The organism is Hansschlegelia zhihuaiae (genome assembly GCF_004103825.1).
Classification (GTDB): Bacteria; Pseudomonadota; Alphaproteobacteria; order Rhizobiales; family Methylopilaceae; genus Methylopila; species Methylopila zhihuaiae.
This window is the reverse complement of the sequence record NZ_RYFI01000017.1, coordinates 34,192-49,191: the sequence shown is the minus strand read 5'-3', so window position 1 is coordinate 49,191 and position 15,000 is coordinate 34,192. Positions and strand designations below refer to the sequence as shown.

17 protein-coding genes (1 of these 17 only partly in view) are annotated in these 15,000 nt (G+C 67.9%); 14 read left to right on the top strand and 3 right to left on the bottom strand.

Translation table 11 applies throughout. The annotated features are described in order from the left end of the window. From EK403_RS16660 to EK403_RS16650, 3 genes are all read left to right on the top strand, one after another. A protein-coding gene (locus EK403_RS16660; RefSeq protein ID WP_128778601.1) for a hypothetical protein crosses the window boundary here: on the top strand, positions 1–219 show its 3' portion. It extends 153 nt beyond the left edge of the window; 219 of the gene's 372 nt are visible here — the last part of the coding sequence; the start codon falls outside the window, past its left edge; the stop codon is at positions 217–219. 86 nt (positions 220–305) lie between these two features. Then, positions 306–509, top strand: a complete 204-nt coding sequence (locus tag EK403_RS16655) for a hypothetical protein (protein ID WP_128778600.1) — start codon at positions 306–308, stop codon at positions 507–509. A gap of 86 nt (positions 510–595) precedes the next feature. Further along, a complete protein-coding gene (locus EK403_RS16650) occupies positions 596–1,789 on the top strand; it encodes a hypothetical protein (RefSeq protein WP_128778599.1) in 1,194 nt (397 codons plus the stop codon). A gap of 438 nt (positions 1,790–2,227) precedes the next feature. Here EK403_RS16650 and EK403_RS23675 read toward each other — a convergent pair whose 3' ends face one another. Both EK403_RS23675 and EK403_RS16645 read right to left on the bottom strand, forming a co-directional pair. Then, a complete protein-coding gene (locus tag EK403_RS23675) occupies positions 2,228–2,356 on the bottom strand; it encodes a hypothetical protein (protein ID WP_280986729.1) in 129 nt (42 codons plus the stop codon). Between the two features lies 1 nt (position 2,357). Then, positions 2,358–3,260, bottom strand: a complete 903-nt coding sequence (locus EK403_RS16645; protein ID WP_128778598.1) for an ROK family protein — start codon at positions 3,258–3,260, stop codon at positions 2,358–2,360. 114 nt (positions 3,261–3,374) lie between these two features. On the opposite strand from EK403_RS16645, the gene EK403_RS16640 reads away from it, so the two are divergent. The 3 genes from EK403_RS16640 (at position 3,375) to EK403_RS16630 (ending at position 5,705) form a co-directional block, all read left to right on the top strand. Next, on the top strand, positions 3,375–3,737 hold the full coding sequence (locus tag EK403_RS16640) for a hypothetical protein (protein ID WP_128778597.1): 363 nt from the start codon (positions 3,375–3,377) through the stop codon (positions 3,735–3,737). Between the two features lie 277 nt (positions 3,738–4,014). Continuing rightward, complete coding sequence (locus EK403_RS16635; protein ID WP_128778596.1) at positions 4,015–4,941, top strand: ABC transporter ATP-binding protein; 927 nt, start codon at positions 4,015–4,017, stop codon at positions 4,939–4,941. Further along, positions 4,938–5,705, top strand: a complete 768-nt coding sequence (locus EK403_RS16630) for an ABC transporter permease (RefSeq protein ID WP_128778595.1) — start codon at positions 4,938–4,940, stop codon at positions 5,703–5,705. Before EK403_RS16635 ends, EK403_RS16630 begins: the two co-directional genes overlap by 4 nt. Positions 5,706–5,877: 172 nt before the next feature. Here EK403_RS16630 and EK403_RS16625 read toward each other — a convergent pair whose 3' ends face one another. Then, a complete protein-coding gene (locus EK403_RS16625) occupies positions 5,878–6,711 on the bottom strand; it encodes a tetratricopeptide repeat protein (protein ID WP_128778594.1) in 834 nt (277 codons plus the stop codon). A 175-nt stretch (positions 6,712–6,886) separates the two neighbouring features. Between EK403_RS16625 and EK403_RS22475 the strand changes: the two genes are divergently transcribed. From EK403_RS22475 to EK403_RS22470, 8 genes are all read left to right on the top strand, one after another. Next, the gene (locus EK403_RS22475) at positions 6,887–7,063 is read left to right on the top strand and encodes a hypothetical protein (RefSeq protein ID WP_164919645.1); all 177 of its coding nucleotides are present in this window, start codon (positions 6,887–6,889) and stop codon (positions 7,061–7,063) included. Positions 7,064–7,165: 102 nt separating this feature from the next. Further along, positions 7,166–10,576 carry an acyl-[ACP]--phospholipid O-acyltransferase gene (locus tag EK403_RS16620; protein WP_128778593.1) on the top strand — a complete coding sequence of 1,137 codons (3,411 nt, stop codon included), beginning with the start codon at positions 7,166–7,168 and terminating at the stop codon, positions 10,574–10,576. Next, on the top strand, positions 10,573–11,154 hold the full coding sequence (locus EK403_RS16615) for a TetR/AcrR family transcriptional regulator (protein ID WP_128778592.1): 582 nt from the start codon (positions 10,573–10,575) through the stop codon (positions 11,152–11,154). The genes EK403_RS16620 and EK403_RS16615 overlap by 4 nt, the downstream gene beginning before the upstream one ends. 143 nt (positions 11,155–11,297) lie before the next feature. Further along, positions 11,298–12,389, top strand: a complete 1,092-nt coding sequence (locus EK403_RS16610) for an acyltransferase family protein (RefSeq protein ID WP_128778591.1) — start codon at positions 11,298–11,300, stop codon at positions 12,387–12,389. Between the two features lie 220 nt (positions 12,390–12,609). Beyond that, the gene (locus EK403_RS16605) at positions 12,610–13,005 is read left to right on the top strand and encodes a c-type cytochrome (protein WP_245479750.1); all 396 of its coding nucleotides are present in this window, start codon (positions 12,610–12,612) and stop codon (positions 13,003–13,005) included. Positions 13,006–13,189: 184 nt separating this feature from the next. Further along, positions 13,190–13,579, top strand: coding sequence for a c-type cytochrome (locus EK403_RS16600; RefSeq protein ID WP_128778590.1), 390 nt, complete (start codon positions 13,190–13,192; stop codon positions 13,577–13,579). A 137-nt stretch (positions 13,580–13,716) separates the two neighbouring features. Continuing rightward, positions 13,717–14,112: a c-type cytochrome gene (locus EK403_RS16595; RefSeq protein WP_128778589.1), complete on the top strand. Its 396-nt coding sequence runs from the start codon at positions 13,717–13,719 to the stop codon at positions 14,110–14,112. A 99-nt stretch (positions 14,113–14,211) separates the two neighbouring features. Then, positions 14,212–15,000, top strand: a 789-nt coding sequence (locus EK403_RS22470; protein WP_280986728.1) for a 5'-3' exonuclease, incomplete at its 3' end; no start/stop codon positions are given.

Genomic DNA, 15,000 nt, shown 5'->3' with positions numbered 1-15,000 from the left:
ACGAGGCTCGTCAAGGCGCAGATCTACGACGAGAGGGCCGAGAAGGTTGGGCCCGAAAAGGTGCTCGAACCGGAATCGGGTTCATTCGACGCGAATTTCACGACCGTCATGGCTCTCGCCGACGGCTCGGTCGTCGTCTTTCGGAGACGCTACGACAGCCCGCATTTTTTCTCGGAGTATGAGTTGAGCGCCGAGGTGTTCACCGGCAAATGGCGCTGAAACACGAGCGCACGGTGATCGCGCGGGTTTCCGGGTGATTCGTCGCATAGGGTCGCAGCGGTGCCGGGCGGCGCTTCCTTGTCGGCGTGCCGCTGAAGGACGATGGAGGTTTCGAGTTAGGATTTGAACTGAGCCGCTTCAGTCCGTCGCTGACCTCGATCGGAGAACCGTTGCGCGTCGAGGGCGGAGCTTCGATCGGAAAGATCGTCGCACGTGAAAAGGGCGACGCGTTCGTGATCTACGGCGAATCTTCGACGGGCGGCTTTTACGGCCAGTTCATCGATCCGTGACCGCGCGGCGCCGCGCGCCAACCGTCGGCGCTTGTCCGCCGTCGGCAAATCCGGGACGGTTGCGCCCGGTCTCGGGGGAGGGATCCATGCGCATCGGTAGGACTGCGGCCGCGGCGGTCGCATTGTTGCTCGGGGCCGCGCCCGCCGGCGCAGCCGAGCTCCTGGGGCCGCCCATCTTCATCGACGCTCTGCCGGGGTTCGGGGCGATCACGACCCAGGCGGTCGAGGGCGCGGACGGCGAGCTCGCGCTGGTCTTCGCCGAGGATCTGACGGGCGACGGCGACGCCGAGACCATCTATCGCCAGATCATTGGCAAGAGGGGCCCGCAGGGCGGCAGGGCGCTGGTGTTCCAGTCGTCGGGACCGGACACGCGGCCCGTCACCGCCATGCTGGCCGGCGCCCTGCCGCTTGCGGACGGCGCGACGCTGGCGGGCTATGTCACCCGCGTCGGCGACGCCCCCGTCTCGGGCCTCTACGGGCGCATGATCTATGATCGCGACGTCGCCGGCGGCGAGGTCGATTTCCGAGGCGGCGCGCTCGACGCGACCGGTGGCTTCCTGCTGCCGCTGGCGAAGAGGGGCCTCGTGGTCGCGACGCGGCAGAACTTCAGCAAGAGGCTCACCGGCTACGGCGCCCTGCGTTTCGTCAAGGGTTCCGGCAAGATCGGTCCCGTGAAGGGCGAACTCTCGCGCAAGAGCACCCAGATCGCCGAGGCGACCCGATATCGCGACGGCTTCATCGTCCGCTACGTCAATCCCGACAGGAAGTTTCCGCGCTTCGTGAAGGCGCAGATCTACAATGCGGAGGGCAAGAAGACCGGACCGGAAGTGACGATCGAGCCGCCGCCCGGATCCGACGCCGCGGACCAAACCAGGGTCCTTGGCCTCGCGGACGGGTCGATCGTCGTCCTGCGCCAGACCGTATCCTTCGGGACCGAGGAGGTGAGCGCCGAGGTCTTCAACGGCGACTGGTCGCTGAAGCAGGAGCGCGCGGTCATCGCCGAGATCCCGTCGAGCGAAGCCTATGTGACGGCGGCGCTGCCCGTAGGGGGCTTCGTGGTCGCGTTCCCCGTCCTCAACAGGCAGAATTCCAATATCGGCTTTGAGACCAGGCGTTTCGGCGCTGACCTGAAGCCGGCCGGCAGGCCCCTGCGCGTCGAGCTTGAGGGCGGCGCGCGCAATCTCGCCATCGTCGGGCGGATGCAGGGCGACGCCTTCGTGACCTACACCACCCTCCTGTCCAGCCAGACGGTCCTGTACGGCCAGTTCATCATACCGTGACGCAAGGGCCGATCTCTGGATGAGATAGGCGGCGCCCGGCGCCTCCAAATCTTGTTGCTCTCATGCAACGCAGTCGCCGCGATCCGCCCACGTCATCCCTTCGTCTGGGTCGCGGAACGAACAGTCATCGGAAAAGGTTACTCGCTCGCCTGTCCGAATCGACGTGCCCGAGCGCAGAGATGATTCGCTCGAAGACGTCCGTGAAAGGAGCGAGATCAATGCATCCATTTGCGGGAACGCCATTCGCGTTCTGGATGACCTCGATGATGTGCTGGACGAACATGATGGCGTCCCTGCAGAGCGCGCCGCGTCGCAAGCTCGGGTGAGCGGATGGTCGGCGGAGACCCTCCGTCGGCCCGCGAAGCCCGGCCCAGAAAAAGCCGGTCCGTCGACACAGTCGCGGGCCGGCTTTTCCTTTTTGGAAGGCCGGACCGGGCGTCAGAACATCAGCCAGATGCGGCGCGCGGCCCCGGCCGCCAGGAACAGCAGCACGACCACATAGGCCGCGATCCAGACGCGCCGCTCCAGCCGGCTCTCGCCGCGAGGCTTGCCGTCGCCGTCAGCCACCTCAGTCGTCCTTCCAGAGCCAGGCCGCGCCGCGCACGCCCGAGGAGGCTCCGTGGGCGGCCGGGCGCACCGGCGTGTCGCAGGCGCCGGAGAACACGTATGCCCGGACGTCCTCGGTGAGACCGGGATAAAGCGACGCGATGTTCGAGACGCCGCCGCCGAGCACGATCACGTCCGGATCGATCAGATTGACGACCGAAGCCAGCGCGCGCGCCAGCCGGTCGCGATGCTGTGCGAGCGTGTGCACGGCTCGGGGTTCGCCGGCCGCGGCGGCGGCGGCGATCGTCGTCGCGTCGAGGCGCTCTTCCGTCGCCTCGAAATGCCGGTCGCTGAGGCCGGAGCCGGACAGATAGGTCTCGAGGCATCCGCGCCTGCCGCACCAGCAGGCGGGGCCCGGCGTCTCGTCCTCTCCGTCCGGCCAGGGCAGGGTATTGTGGCCGAACTCGCCGGCGAGTCCGCCTCTTCCGCCATGCGCCCGGCCGTCGATCGCGATCCCGGCGCCGCAGCCCGTGCCGAGGATCACGGCGAACGCCATGCGCGCGCCGGCCGCCGCGCCGTCCACGGCCTCCGAGACCGCGAGGCAATTGGCGTCGTTCTCGACGCGGACCTCCCGTCCGAGCGCGCTCGCGAGGTCGCGGCCGAACGGGCGGCCATTGAGCCAGGTCGAGTTGGCGTTCCGGACGAGGCCGTCGGCGGGCGAGAGCGAGCCCGGGATCCCGACGCCGACGCCACGCGCGGGGCCGAGCGTGCGCTCGATCCCGGCGACCAGCCGCGCCACCGCTTCGACCGACGCCTGGTATTCGCCGCGCGGCGTGACGACGCGCTCGCGCGCGAGCGTCTCGCCGCCGAGCCCGAGACCCGCGGCCTCGATCTTGGTGCCCCCGAAGTCGACGCCGATCAGCATGGAAACGCCGAAAGCGCGCGCTGCGCCGGGAACCATGGCGGGGCCCCGCGGTTCCATCTTCGGGCCGTCGACGGCTCGGACCGGGCGGCCAGTGCGTGACGTGAGGAGAAGATCATGTCGGTCATGCGCGCCTTCGTCGTCCCATCTATCGCGACCCTAACCCTGCTGGCGAGCGTCGGGCTCGCCATGTCGCAAAGCAGTGGCGGGGGGTCTTCGTCGGGCGGCTCTTCCGCCGGCGGAGCGGCCGGGTCTCCGGGCTCGGCGTCGCGGGGGTCGTCGCTCTCGACCCCGACCTATTCCGCCATGCCGCCGGCGGGGACGGCCGCGTCCGGCGGCGTCGCGACCGGCCGTTCCGCAGGCTCGGCCGACATCGAGCCCTATCCGGAACATGGCGGCCGCACGATCCGCTGTCCGGACGGCTCCGTCGGCAAAACCGACGCTGGCGGCTGCCTCGGCGGCCCGACGCCACGCTATTGAGCCGCCGATCCGATATAGTCCGGACCGGACGCGAGGAACGCCGCCACCGTCATCCCGGGCCTGTCCCGGAACAAATTATCGGCTCGTACGCAAAGACTTAGCGCGCTCGGAGGAAATGGATCCCTGCGTTTTGCCGGGGATGACGGTCGGGTTTTCGCCCGAGCGGAGCTGCTCTATGGATCGGCGTGGCAAAAGCGTCCCTGCTGCGCGGCTGCAAGCGGTTTGCGGCGCCGCGCCCATGGACGATGACGCGCTCCGCCATTAAGTCGGCGACGCCATGCCGCCGATCATCTCGATTTCCCAGCTCTCCAAGACCTATTCCAGCGGCTTCCAGGCGCTGAAGTCGGTCGACCTCGACATCTCGCAGGGCGAGATCTTCGCGCTGCTCGGGCCCAACGGGGCGGGCAAGACGACGCTGATCTCGATCGTCTGCGGCATCGTCAACGCGACGTCGGGGGGCGTGACGGTCGGCGGGCACGACATCAGGCGCGACTTCCGCGCGGCGCGCGAGATGATCGGCCTGGTGCCGCAGGAGCTCACCACCGACAGCTTCGAGAGCGTCTGGGCGACGGTCAGCTTCTCGCGTGGCCTGTTCGGCCGCAGGCGCGACGACGCCTTCGTCGAGAAGACGCTGAAGGACCTGTCGCTTTGGGACAAGCGCGACGCCCGCATCCTCACGCTCTCGGGCGGCATGAAGCGCCGCGTGCTGATCGCCAAGGCGCTGGCGCACGAGCCGCGCGTGCTGTTCCTCGATGAGCCGACCGCCGGCGTCGACGTCGAGCTCCGGCGGGACATGTGGCAGCTGGTGCGCGGCCTGCGCGAGACCGGCGTCACCATCATCCTCACCACCCATTACATCGAGGAGGCGGAGGAGATGGCCGACCGCATCGGCGTCATCTCCAAGGGCGAGATCATCGTGGTCGAACAGAAGGCCGAGCTGATGTCGAAGCTCGGCCGCAAGCGGCTGACGCTGAACCTGCAGGAGCCGCTGTCCGAGATCCCGGATTCGCTCGAGCCCTATCGGCTCGAGCTCAAATCCGGCGGCTGCGAGCTCGTCTACACCTACGACGCGCAAGGTCAGCGCACCGGCATCACGCGTTTGCTCACCGACCTTTCGGCCGCCGGCGTCACGTTCCGCGACCTCCAGACCGAGCAGAGTTCGCTGGAAGAAATCTTCGTCGGCCTCGTGAAGGACAAGCGATGATCGTCAACCACCGGGCCGTCGCGTCGATCTATCGCTTTGAGATGGCGCGCGCCTGGCGCACGGTCATGCAGAGCGTGATCTCGCCGGTGCTGTCGACCTCGCTCTATTTCGTGGTGTTCGGCGCCGCGATCGGCAGCCGCATCCAGTCGATCGAGGGCGTCCAGTACGGCGCCTATATCGTGCCGGGGCTGATCATGCTGTCGCTGCTGACGCAGTCGATCGCCAACGCCTCCTTCGGCATCTATTTCCCGCGCTTCGCCGGCACGATCTATGAGCTGCTCTCGGCGCCGGTGTCCTTTGTCGAGGTCGTGGTGGCCTATGTCGGGGCGGCGGCCACCAAGTCGATCATCATCGGCCTGATCATGCTCGCGACGGCGGCGATGTTCGTCGACCTCGAGATCCGGCACCCGGTCTGGATGGTCGCGTTCCTGCTGCTGACCGCCGTCACGTTCTCGCTTTTCGGCTTCATCATCGGCATCTGGGCCGACGGATTCGAGAAGCTGCAGCTCGTGCCGCTGCTGATCGTGACGCCGCTCACATTCCTGGGCGGGGCGTTCTACTCGATCGACATGCTGCCGCCGTTCTGGCGGGCGGTCTCGCTGTTCAACCCGGTGGTCTATCTGGTGTCGGGCTTCCGCTGGTCTTTCTTCGGCCAGTCCGACGTCAGCGTCGGCGTGAGCCTCGCCATGACGTTCCTGTTCCTCGCGCTCTGCCTCGCGGGGGTGTGGTGGATCTTCAAGACAGGGTATCGCCTGAAGGCGTGAGTTCCGTCGGCGCTACGCCTATGTCCCGGCCTCGAGCCGGGACCCATTGGGCTCGATGATCGACGAACACGCGCTTCGTTCGAAGCGCCCCTTTTTGCTCCGCCTGCGTAAAATCGGTCCCGGCTCAAGGCCGGGACATGAGCGTCGAGCGCGTCGCGCCCAGCCCCCGCCCTCACCACGTGTCCGTCATGGTCGGCGCGGCGACGCCGCGCTCCTTGCGCGCGTCGCGCTCGTGCTCGATGCGCCGCCTGATATAGACGCCGGGGTCGTCCGGCAGCGTTTCGAGCCATCGCTGCGACGCCGCCATGGTCTTGAGCGCCATCGGGGCGAGGCGGTGGGCGAGCTGCTCCGGCGGCTTCGAGACGTTGCGCTCGGCGTCGCCGGTGCGGCCGGCGCCCTCCGCCGAGCCGATCGAGCCCGTGGCCTTGCCGGACTGCATCGGGCGGTCGGACTGCTCGGCCCGTCCGGTGCGCGTGACCTTGCTCGGGCCTGCGTTCTGGGCCTCCTTGCCGGTGTCGCGGTCGCCGGCCGCGCCTGGCCCGAGCGAATTGACGTCGTTCTCGGCGTCGGGCGAAGCGGAGTTCGAGCGCTTGTTCTCGGTCGCGGCGGCGTTCGCGGCGTTTTTCGCGTCGGGGCCGACGGCGCGGCTGGTCCGCATCATCGCCTCGACCAGAGCCAGGTTGAAGCGGGCGTCCTCGTCGTTCGGGTCGCGATCGAGCGCGAGGTCGAGGGCCTCGGCGGCCTCGCGCAGCCTGCCGCCGCGCGCGAGCGTGGTGCCGAGGTCGTAGGGCTGGCCGGCGTAGTCGGCCGAGCGGAACGCTGCGGCGGCCTCGTCGTAGCGCCCGCCGTGATAGAGCGCGGCGCCCTTCCAGGCGGGCCCCGACATCACGATGGCGGCGACGCCCGGCAGGCCGGCGTGATAGAGCGCCCGGCCCGCGCGCTCTCTGAGATCGGTCGCGAGCAGCGCGGCGGCCAGCAGCACGGTGACGACGGCGATCCGCAGCACGATTTGGACGACCCCTCCGGGAGGCCAAGGGCGACAGCGCCCAGAGAGGCGCGAAGCCTGCATCTCTAGACCAAGCGCGGCTCTGCGTCGCTTGGTCTTTCGCAAGACGCAGCCGCCCGCGGGGTCGTCAAGACGCGCAGACGGCGCCATTCTAGCGGCGGAGGGACCGACCCGAATGCCGGTGCTCGCGCGAAACATCCTTGGCCTGATCGGCGCGCTGCTGCTGATGGCGCTGCTCGGCTTCGCCGCCTTCGTGCTGGCGCGGACCAATCCCAGCATCCACGGCGCGGTGTTCTACGGCGCGGCCGGGGTGGTCTACACCATGGTCGTCCTGTTCGTTCTCAACCGCTGAAGACCCCTGAGCATCCGGAACCATCCCGCCTCAGCCGGGGACTTGCGCGCCGCTGAAACTGTGAGTAAGTGTTTACTCACAAATCGACCGCAGGAGCCCTGGATGCTGCTTTCCCTGCTCCGCGCCCGCCGTTTCGGGCCGCTGTTCGGCTGCCAGTTCTTCGCCGCCTTCAACGACAATTTCGTCAAGAACGCGCTCGCCATCCTGCTGCTGTTCAAGCTTGGCGGCGAACACGGTCCGGTGCTGGTCACGCTGGCGGGCGCGCTGTTCATCGCGCCCTATTTCATTTTGTCGGCGCTCGGCGGCGAGCTCGCGGACCGCTACGACAAGGCGCGGATGGCGAAGCTCCTGAAGCTCGGCGAGGTCGGCGTAGCGCTGATCGCCGCTGCCGGCTTCGTGATCCCGTCTGCTATCCTGCTGTTCGTCGCGCTTATCCTGACCGGCGTGCTTTCGGCGCTGTTCGGGCCGGTCAAATACGGCATCCTGCCCGACCACCTCGCCCGCCACGAACTCGTGGCCGGCAACGCCCTGGTCGAGACCGCGACCTTTCTCGCCATCCTCGCCGGCACTGTGGGCGGCGGCGTCATGGTGGCGGAGGCGAGCCCGTGGGCCGTGGCCGCGACCGTGATCGGCGTGTCGGTGGTCGCCTGGGCCTTCGCGGCCGCCATTCCCCCGACCGGCGAGCGCGCGCCCGGCCTCGAGATCGACCGCAACATCGCGCGATCGACCTTCGCGCTGCTCAAGGACCTGAAGCGCGAGCCCCGCCAGTGGATGGCCGCGGTCGCGGTCTCGGCCTTCTGGCTGAACGGCGCGATCGTGCTCGCGCTGCTGCCGACGCTGGTCAAGGAGGTCATCGGCGGGTCCGAGAGCGTCGTCACCCTGTTCCTCGCCGCCTTCACGATCGGCATCGCGGCCGGATCGCTGATCGCGGCGAGGCTCAGCCGCCGCCGCATCCTGATCGCGCTGACGCCTTTGGCCGGCGTGCTGTTCGGGCTGTTCGCCGTCGACCTCGCCTTCGCGACCTATGGACTGGCGCCGGCTCAGCCCTTGATCGGCTGGCGCGACTTCCTGCGCTCGGCCGCGGACGTCCGCGTCATGGTCGATATGATCGGGCTGGCGGCCGCCGGGGGCCTGTTCGTGGTGCCGATTTTCGCTTTCCTGCAGTCGGAGGCCGTCGAGGAGCGGCGCGCCCGCGTGATCGCGGCCAACAACGTGCTGAACGCCGCCTTCATGGTGGGCGGCTCGGTCGCGCTGATCGCGCTGCAGGCGGCGGGCTTCACGACGCCGACTTTGTTCGCGCTGGTCGGCGTCCTGTCGATCGTCGGCGCGCCGCTGCTCGGCCTCGCGCTGCCCGGCTCGATGCTGCGCGACACCGCGCATCTGGTGTTCTCGATCCTCTACCGGGTCGAGGTGAAGGGCATGGAGAACCTCACCGACGCCGGCCCCAAGGCCGTCATCTCCGTCAACCACACCAGCCTGCTCGACGCGCCGCTGGTGATGTCGCTGCTCGCCGACGACCCGGTCTTCGCCGTGAACTCGCAGATCTCCGAGCGCTGGTGGGTGAAGCCCTTCACGCGGCTGGTGAGGGCCTTCCCGATGGACCCGGCGAAGCCGCTCGCGACGCGGGCGCTGATCAAGCTGGTCCGCGAGGGGAACCGCCTGGTGATCTTCCCCGAAGGGCGGATCAGCGTCACCGGCTCGATGATGAAGGTCTATGACGGCGCCGGCCTGATCGCCGACAAGTCCGAAGCGCCGGTGATCCCCGTGCGGATCGACGGCATGGACCGCTCGCCCTTCTCGTACCTCAAGCCCAATCAGATCCGCAAAAGCCTGTTTCCCAAGGTCACGGTCACGATCCTTCCGCCTGAGCGGCTCGAGGTCGACCAGAGCCTCGTGGGCCGCCGTCGCCGGCAGGCGGCCGGCATGGCGCTGACCGACGTGATGTCCGACATGATGTGGCGCACCGCCGACGTCGACCGCACGGTCCACGCCGCCGTCGTCGCCGCGGCCCGCGCCGAAGGCTTTTCGCGCCTCGCCGTCGAGGACGCGCTGGGCGCGAAGCTCAGCTATCGCAAGCTGCTCGCAGGCTCCGCGGCGCTCGGCGCCAAGCTCGAGGACTTCACCAAGCCGGGCGAGGCCGTCGGCGTGTTTTTGCCGAACGCGGCGGGCGTCGTGGCCACGATCCTCGCGCTCCACCGCATCGGCCGGGTCCCCGCGATGCTGAACTACACCGCCGGACCCGCGAACCTCGTCTCGGCCTGCCGGGCGGCGCAGGTGAAGACGGTGCTGACCTCGCGCGCCTTCATCGAGAAGGGCCGGCTCCAGAAGGAGGAGGCGGCGCTCGGCGAGGCGGTGAAGCTCATCTATCTCGAGGACGTCCGCGAGGGGATCGGGCTTTTCGACCGGCTTCGCGGCCTGGCGAGGAGCGGCGAGCCCGCGAAGGGCGACCCGAATGCGCCCGCCGCGATCCTGTTCACCTCGGGCTCGGAGGGCGCGCCCAAGGGGGTCGTGCTGACCCACCGCAACCTCCTGTCGAATGTCGCCCAGGTCGCCGCGCGGATCGATTTCGGTCCGGCCGATCTGGTGTTCAACGTGCTGCCGGTTTTCCACGCCTTCGGCCTGACGGGCGGCCTGCTGCTGCCGCTGGTGTCGGGCGTGAGGACCTTCCTCTATCCGTCGCCGCTGCACTACCGGATCGTGCCGGAGCTCATCTACGGAACGAACGCCACGGCGCTGTTCGGCACCGACACCTTCCTGGCCGGCTATGCCCGGACCGCGCACCCTTATGACTTCCGGTCGCTGCGCTTCGTCGTGGCGGGCGCAGAGGCCGTGAAGCCCGAGACGCGGCAGGTCTGGTCGGAGAAGTTCGGGCTTCGGATCCTCGAGGGTTACGGCATCACCGAGGCCTCGCCCGTGGTCGCGGTCAACACCCCGACCTTCAACAAGGGCGGCACGGTCGGACGGCTTCTGCCGGGGATCGAGCGTAGGCTCGAGCCCGTTGAAGGCATCGAGGAGGGCGGGCGGCTTTCGATCAGCGGCCCGAACGTCATGGCCGGCTATCTCCGCGCCGAGAGGCCCGGCGTCCTGGAGCCGCCGCCGGACGGCTGGCACGACACCGGCGACATCGTGACGATCGACGAGATCGGATTCGTGGCGATCAAAGGGAGGGCGAAACGTTTCGCCAAGATCGCCGGCGAGATGGTCTCGCTCGGCGCAGTGGAGACCGTCGTCGCGAAACGCTGGCCGGACGGCGCGCACGCCGCGACCACCATCCCGGACCAGCGCAAGGGCGAGCGGATCGTCCTCGTCACGACGGCGCGCTCGATCGATCGCGGGACCCTGCAATCGCTCTTTCGCGAGGCGGGCCTGCCCGATCTCGCCGTCCCGGCGGAGGTCAGGACGGTCGAGAAGATCCCGCTGCTCGGCTCCGGCAAGACCGACTATGTCGCGTTGAAGAAGTTCGCGGCGGAGAAGGCCGACGCGGCCGCCGAAAAGCCGGAGGCTGCGGAATGAGCCTCGCGGCCGCGCCGCGCGACACCCGCGCGCGGATCGAGGCGGCGGCGCTCGCGCTGTTCGCGGAGCGCGGCGTCGACGGCGTCTCGGTGCGCGACATCGCCCAGAGGGTCGGGGTGACGGAAGGCGCGCTCTACCGGCACTTCCCGTCCAAGGACGGGCTCGCCCGCGCGCTCTTCCTGTCGCGCTACGGCCGGCTCGCCCGCGAGATCGAGGCGATCCGCGCCGAGCGCGCGGATTTCCCCGGCCGGCTCGAAGCGCTGGTGAGAATGTTCGCCGAGGCCTTCGACGAGGACCCGGCGGGCTTCGCCTATGTGCTGGTCTCGCAGCACGAGCATCTGCGCGACCTCGAGGCCGCCTCGTCCGACAACGCCGTCGAGGCGCTCGGCCGGGTGTTCTCGGACGCCATGGCTTCGGGCGAAATCCCGCAAGGCGACGTCGCCTTCGTTACCGCGCTGGCGCTCGGACTTGTGGTCCAGCCGGCGATCTTCCGCATCTATGGTCGGCTCGACCGCCCGCCATCGGCCTATGCGGCCGAGATCACGACCGCGATCCGACGGGCGGTCGGCGCGGAGTGAACGCGCCCGCCTCGGAATAGCGCGCGATTAACCGAATTCGTTGAAAATTAGCGCTACCGAGCTTTCGTTGACGCGTCGCCTTCGCTCCTGCGGCATAATGCTGCCGAGAGAAATCCGGGATGGCCACAGAGCCGAGCGACGCGATGACCGCAAGCCAGGCCGAAGCCCCTCTGTCCAAATCCCTGGTCAGGCCTCTCGCCGAGCCAAAGTCGAAGCCCCGCGTCGACTGGGTCGACGTCGCCAAGGGGATCTGCATCGTCATGGTGGTGATGATGCACTCCACCCTCGGCGTCGAGAAGGCGGCCGGCGCTGAAGGCTGGATGCACTATTTCGTGGCCTTCGCGAAGCCGTTCCGGATGCCGGACTTCTTCCTGATCTCCGGCCTCTTCCTGGCCCTCGTGATCGACCGCGACTGGCGGCTCTATCTCGACCGCAAGGTCGTGCATTTCGCCTATTTCTACCTGCTGTGGCTGGTGATCCAGGGCGCGTTCAAATGGCCCGCGATCGCGCTCGACCAGGGGCTCGGCGCGGTCGCGCACGCCTTCCTGCTCGCGCTGATCGACCCGTTCGGCACGCTCTGGTTCATCTATCTGCTGCCGATCTTCTTCGTCTTCGCGAAACTTGTGAAGGACCTGCCGCCGCTGCTCGTGCTCGCCTTCGCGGCGGTGCTGGAGATGCTGCCGGTCGAGACCGGCTGGATGGTGCCGGACGAGTTCTGCGCGCGGCTGTTCTACGTGATGCTCGGCTGGTACGCGGCTCGGTACGTCTTCACGATCGCCGAATGGGCCCGCACGCATCGCGGCCTCGCCATAGCGGGGCTCGGCGCCTGGGCGCTGACCAACGGGCTCGCGGTGTTCGGCGGCGTGTCGGAATGGCCGGTGGTGAGCCTCGCGCTCGGGACCGCGGGAGCGATGGCGATCGTCTCGGGCGCCGCGCTGATGGCGGGCTCGGCGGCCGCGGAGCCGCTGCGCTACGCCGGCGAGCGCTCGATCGTGATCTATCTCGCCTTCTTCCTGCCGATGGCGGCGACGCGCGCCGTGTTGCTCAAGACCGGGATCGTCACCGATATCGGCCTGATCGCGCTGATCGTCACCACGATCGGGGTCATCGCGCCGCTCGCCCTGCACTGGGCAGTGAAGAAGACCGGATGGGGGCTTTTCCTGTTCGAACGGCCCGCCGCGTTTCACATCGACCAGCCCGCAAGGCGCGACGCGCAGCTTCAGCCAGCCAAATGATCGACTAAGGTCGTAACGATCCTGCGCAATGGCCGCGACCTGATGGCGCGGCCATACCTTTTAGTTAGAAAAATCGGTTCCTCTCTGTTTCGTTACCGGCCCGGCGCACCAGTTAGGCCAACGAACCTGTGCGCTCAACTTAAGGGAGAACGCTTTATGAAATTCAGTAAGATTTTCGCGGGCGTCGTGGTTGGCGCCGCCATGATCGGCGGTCCGGCGCTTGCGGACGAAGGTCCCTTCAATCAGGCCCAGCTCGACAAGGGCTCGTCCGAATACAACCCCCATTGCCGTCNACGAAGGTCCCTTCAATCAGGCCCAGCTCGACAAGGGCTCGTCCGAATACAACACCCATTGCCGTCCCTGCCACGCCGCGAAGGGCAAGGGCGCGCTCGGCCCGGCGCTCGCCGGCGACGTGTTCAAGAAGCGGTTCGGCGGACAGTCGGTCACCGATGTGCGCACCTGGATCCACGAGAACATGCCGCAGACGGCTCCGAAGTCGCTCAAGGACGAGCAGCTCGACCCGCTGATGGCCTACATCCTGTCGCTCAATGGCTTCACGCCGGGGCAGAAGGAGCTGACGGCGGACAGCGGCAAGGACGTCAAGATCCCGCAGTAGGGTCACAAAAGCGGGAGCGCCGATCCGGTGCTTCCGCTTTTTTATGATCAATATCAATATGTTGCTCGTTGAACGACTTGTTATAATAAGTATAAAGTCGTAAATCCCGTTCATTCCGTGTGCTTCGCCGTCGCTCTAGCTCCTGCCCGAGCACAGACGTCGAAACCACACGGGAGAACGTTCGATGAGACTGAAGACAGCCTTGGCCGGGCTGACGCTCGGCTCCGCCTGCTTCGCCGTCCCGGCCTTCGCCAATGAGGGGCCGTTCAGCCAGGCGCAGCTCGAAAAGGGCAAGTCGGAATACAACCCCCACTGCCGGACCTGCCACGCCGCCAACGGCAAGGGCGCGCTGGGGCCGGCGCTCGCGGGCGACGCCTTCAAGAAGAAGTGGGGCGGCAAGCCGACCGCGGAGCTCAGGCAGTGGACCTATGAGAACATGCCGCAGACCGCGCCGAAGTCGCTGAAGGACGAGCAGCTCGACCCGATCACGGCCTATATGCTTTCGCTGAACGGCCAGACCCCCGGCCAGAAGGAGCTGACCAAAGAGACCGCCTCGGCCGAGTTCCCGAAATAGGCGTGGGGTGCCGGCCCGAACGGCCGATTAAGATGGGGCGCGCTCGCACGGCGCGCCCTTTTCTTTCGACAGGCCTGCGGGCATCGTCGCGTCGAAGGCTCGACGTCCCCACTGAGCCGCTCGTGGAGATCGACCCGATGCGCAGCGTAATCCACCTCGGGCTTCTCGGCGCGGTCATGGCGCTCGGTCTTCACCCTGCGATCGCGGCCGAAGGTCCCTTCACCCAGGCGCAGCTCGACGCCGGCGGGCTGCTGTACAACGACCACTGTCGGGAGTGCCACGCAAAGGACGGCGCCGGCGCGCTCGGCCCGAAGCTGAGCGGCGACCAGTTCAGGCAGATGTTCGGCGGTCAGCCCGTCGCGAACCTCCGCGACTGGATCTTCCAGAACATGCCGCAGAACGCGCCAGGCACGCTCCCGGACGCTCAGCTCGATCCGATCCTGGCCTACATCCTTTCGTTGAACGGCTATGCGCCCGGGCAGACGGCGCTTTCTGCCGACACGGCGAAGACCGTTCAGTTCGACCCGAAATAGCCTCGCGTCGAGCCGCGGCGGACGCGGTTTCGCCGTTCCATCGACCGCCGCGATCTCTATAGTCCGAGCGAGTTCAGCCGCCCGGACACCGCGTAAGCCATGCCCAGCCGACCCGTCGCATCAGGCGACCATGTCGTCCTCGTCGACGGCTCCTCCTACATCTTCCGCGCCTATCACGCGCTGCCGCCCCTCACGCGTCCGTCCGACGGGCTGCCGGTCGGCGCGGTGTCGGGCTTCTGCAACATGCTGTGGAAGCTGCTGCGCGACGCCGGCTGGGTCGATCCCACGCATCTCGCGGTGATCTTCGACAAGTCGGAGGTGACGTTCCGCAAGGAGATCCACGAGACCTACAAGGCGAACCGCTCCGAGCCGCCCGAGGATCTGATCCCGCAATTCCCGCTGATCCGGCGCGCCACCCGCGCCTTCTCGATCGCGTGCGTAGAGAAGGGCGGCTACGAAGCCGACGACCTGATCGCGACCTATGCGCGGCTTGGCCGCGAGGCCGGCGCCGAGGTCACGATCGTGGGCTCCGACAAGGACCTGTTCCAGCTGGTCGGCGGTCCGGTGACGATGCTCGACCCGATGAAGGACAAGCGTATCGGGCCCGACGAGGTGTTCGAGAAGTTCGGCGTTCGGCCGGAGAAGATGATCGACCTGCAGGCGCTCGCCGGCGACTCGGTCGACAATGTGCCGGGGGTGCCGGGCATCGGCGCCAAGACCGCGGCGCAGTTGCTGGAGGAGTATGGCGACCTCGAGACGCTGCTGGCGCGCGCGCACGAGATCAAGCAGCCGAAGCGCCGCGAGAATCTGATCGCCAACGCCGACCTTGCGCGGATCTCAAAGCGGCTCGTGACGCTCGAGACCGACGTGCCGCTCGACGTGCCGCTC

Coding starts and splice junctions, on each gene's coding strand:
- EK403_RS16650 (WP_128778599.1), top strand. CDS start 596: ATGCGCATCGGTAGGACTGCGGCCGCGGCGGTCGCATTGTTGCTCGGG.
- EK403_RS16645 (WP_128778598.1), bottom strand. CDS start 3,260: ATGCTGATCGGCGTCGACTTCGGGGGCACCAAGATCGAGGCCGCGGGT.
- EK403_RS16640 (WP_128778597.1), top strand. CDS start 3,375: ATGTCGGTCATGCGCGCCTTCGTCGTCCCATCTATCGCGACCCTAACC.
- EK403_RS16635 (WP_128778596.1), top strand. CDS start 4,015: ATGCCGCCGATCATCTCGATTTCCCAGCTCTCCAAGACCTATTCCAGC.
- EK403_RS16630 (WP_128778595.1), top strand. CDS start 4,938: ATGATCGTCAACCACCGGGCCGTCGCGTCGATCTATCGCTTTGAGATG.
- EK403_RS22475 (WP_164919645.1), top strand. CDS start 6,887: ATGCCGGTGCTCGCGCGAAACATCCTTGGCCTGATCGGCGCGCTGCTG.
- EK403_RS16620 (WP_128778593.1), top strand. CDS start 7,166: ATGCTGCTTTCCCTGCTCCGCGCCCGCCGTTTCGGGCCGCTGTTCGGC.
- EK403_RS16615 (WP_128778592.1), top strand. CDS start 10,573: ATGAGCCTCGCGGCCGCGCCGCGCGACACCCGCGCGCGGATCGAGGCG.
- EK403_RS16610 (WP_128778591.1), top strand. CDS start 11,298: ATGACCGCAAGCCAGGCCGAAGCCCCTCTGTCCAAATCCCTGGTCAGG.
- EK403_RS16600 (WP_128778590.1), top strand. CDS start 13,190: ATGAGACTGAAGACAGCCTTGGCCGGGCTGACGCTCGGCTCCGCCTGC.
- EK403_RS16595 (WP_128778589.1), top strand. CDS start 13,717: ATGCGCAGCGTAATCCACCTCGGGCTTCTCGGCGCGGTCATGGCGCTC.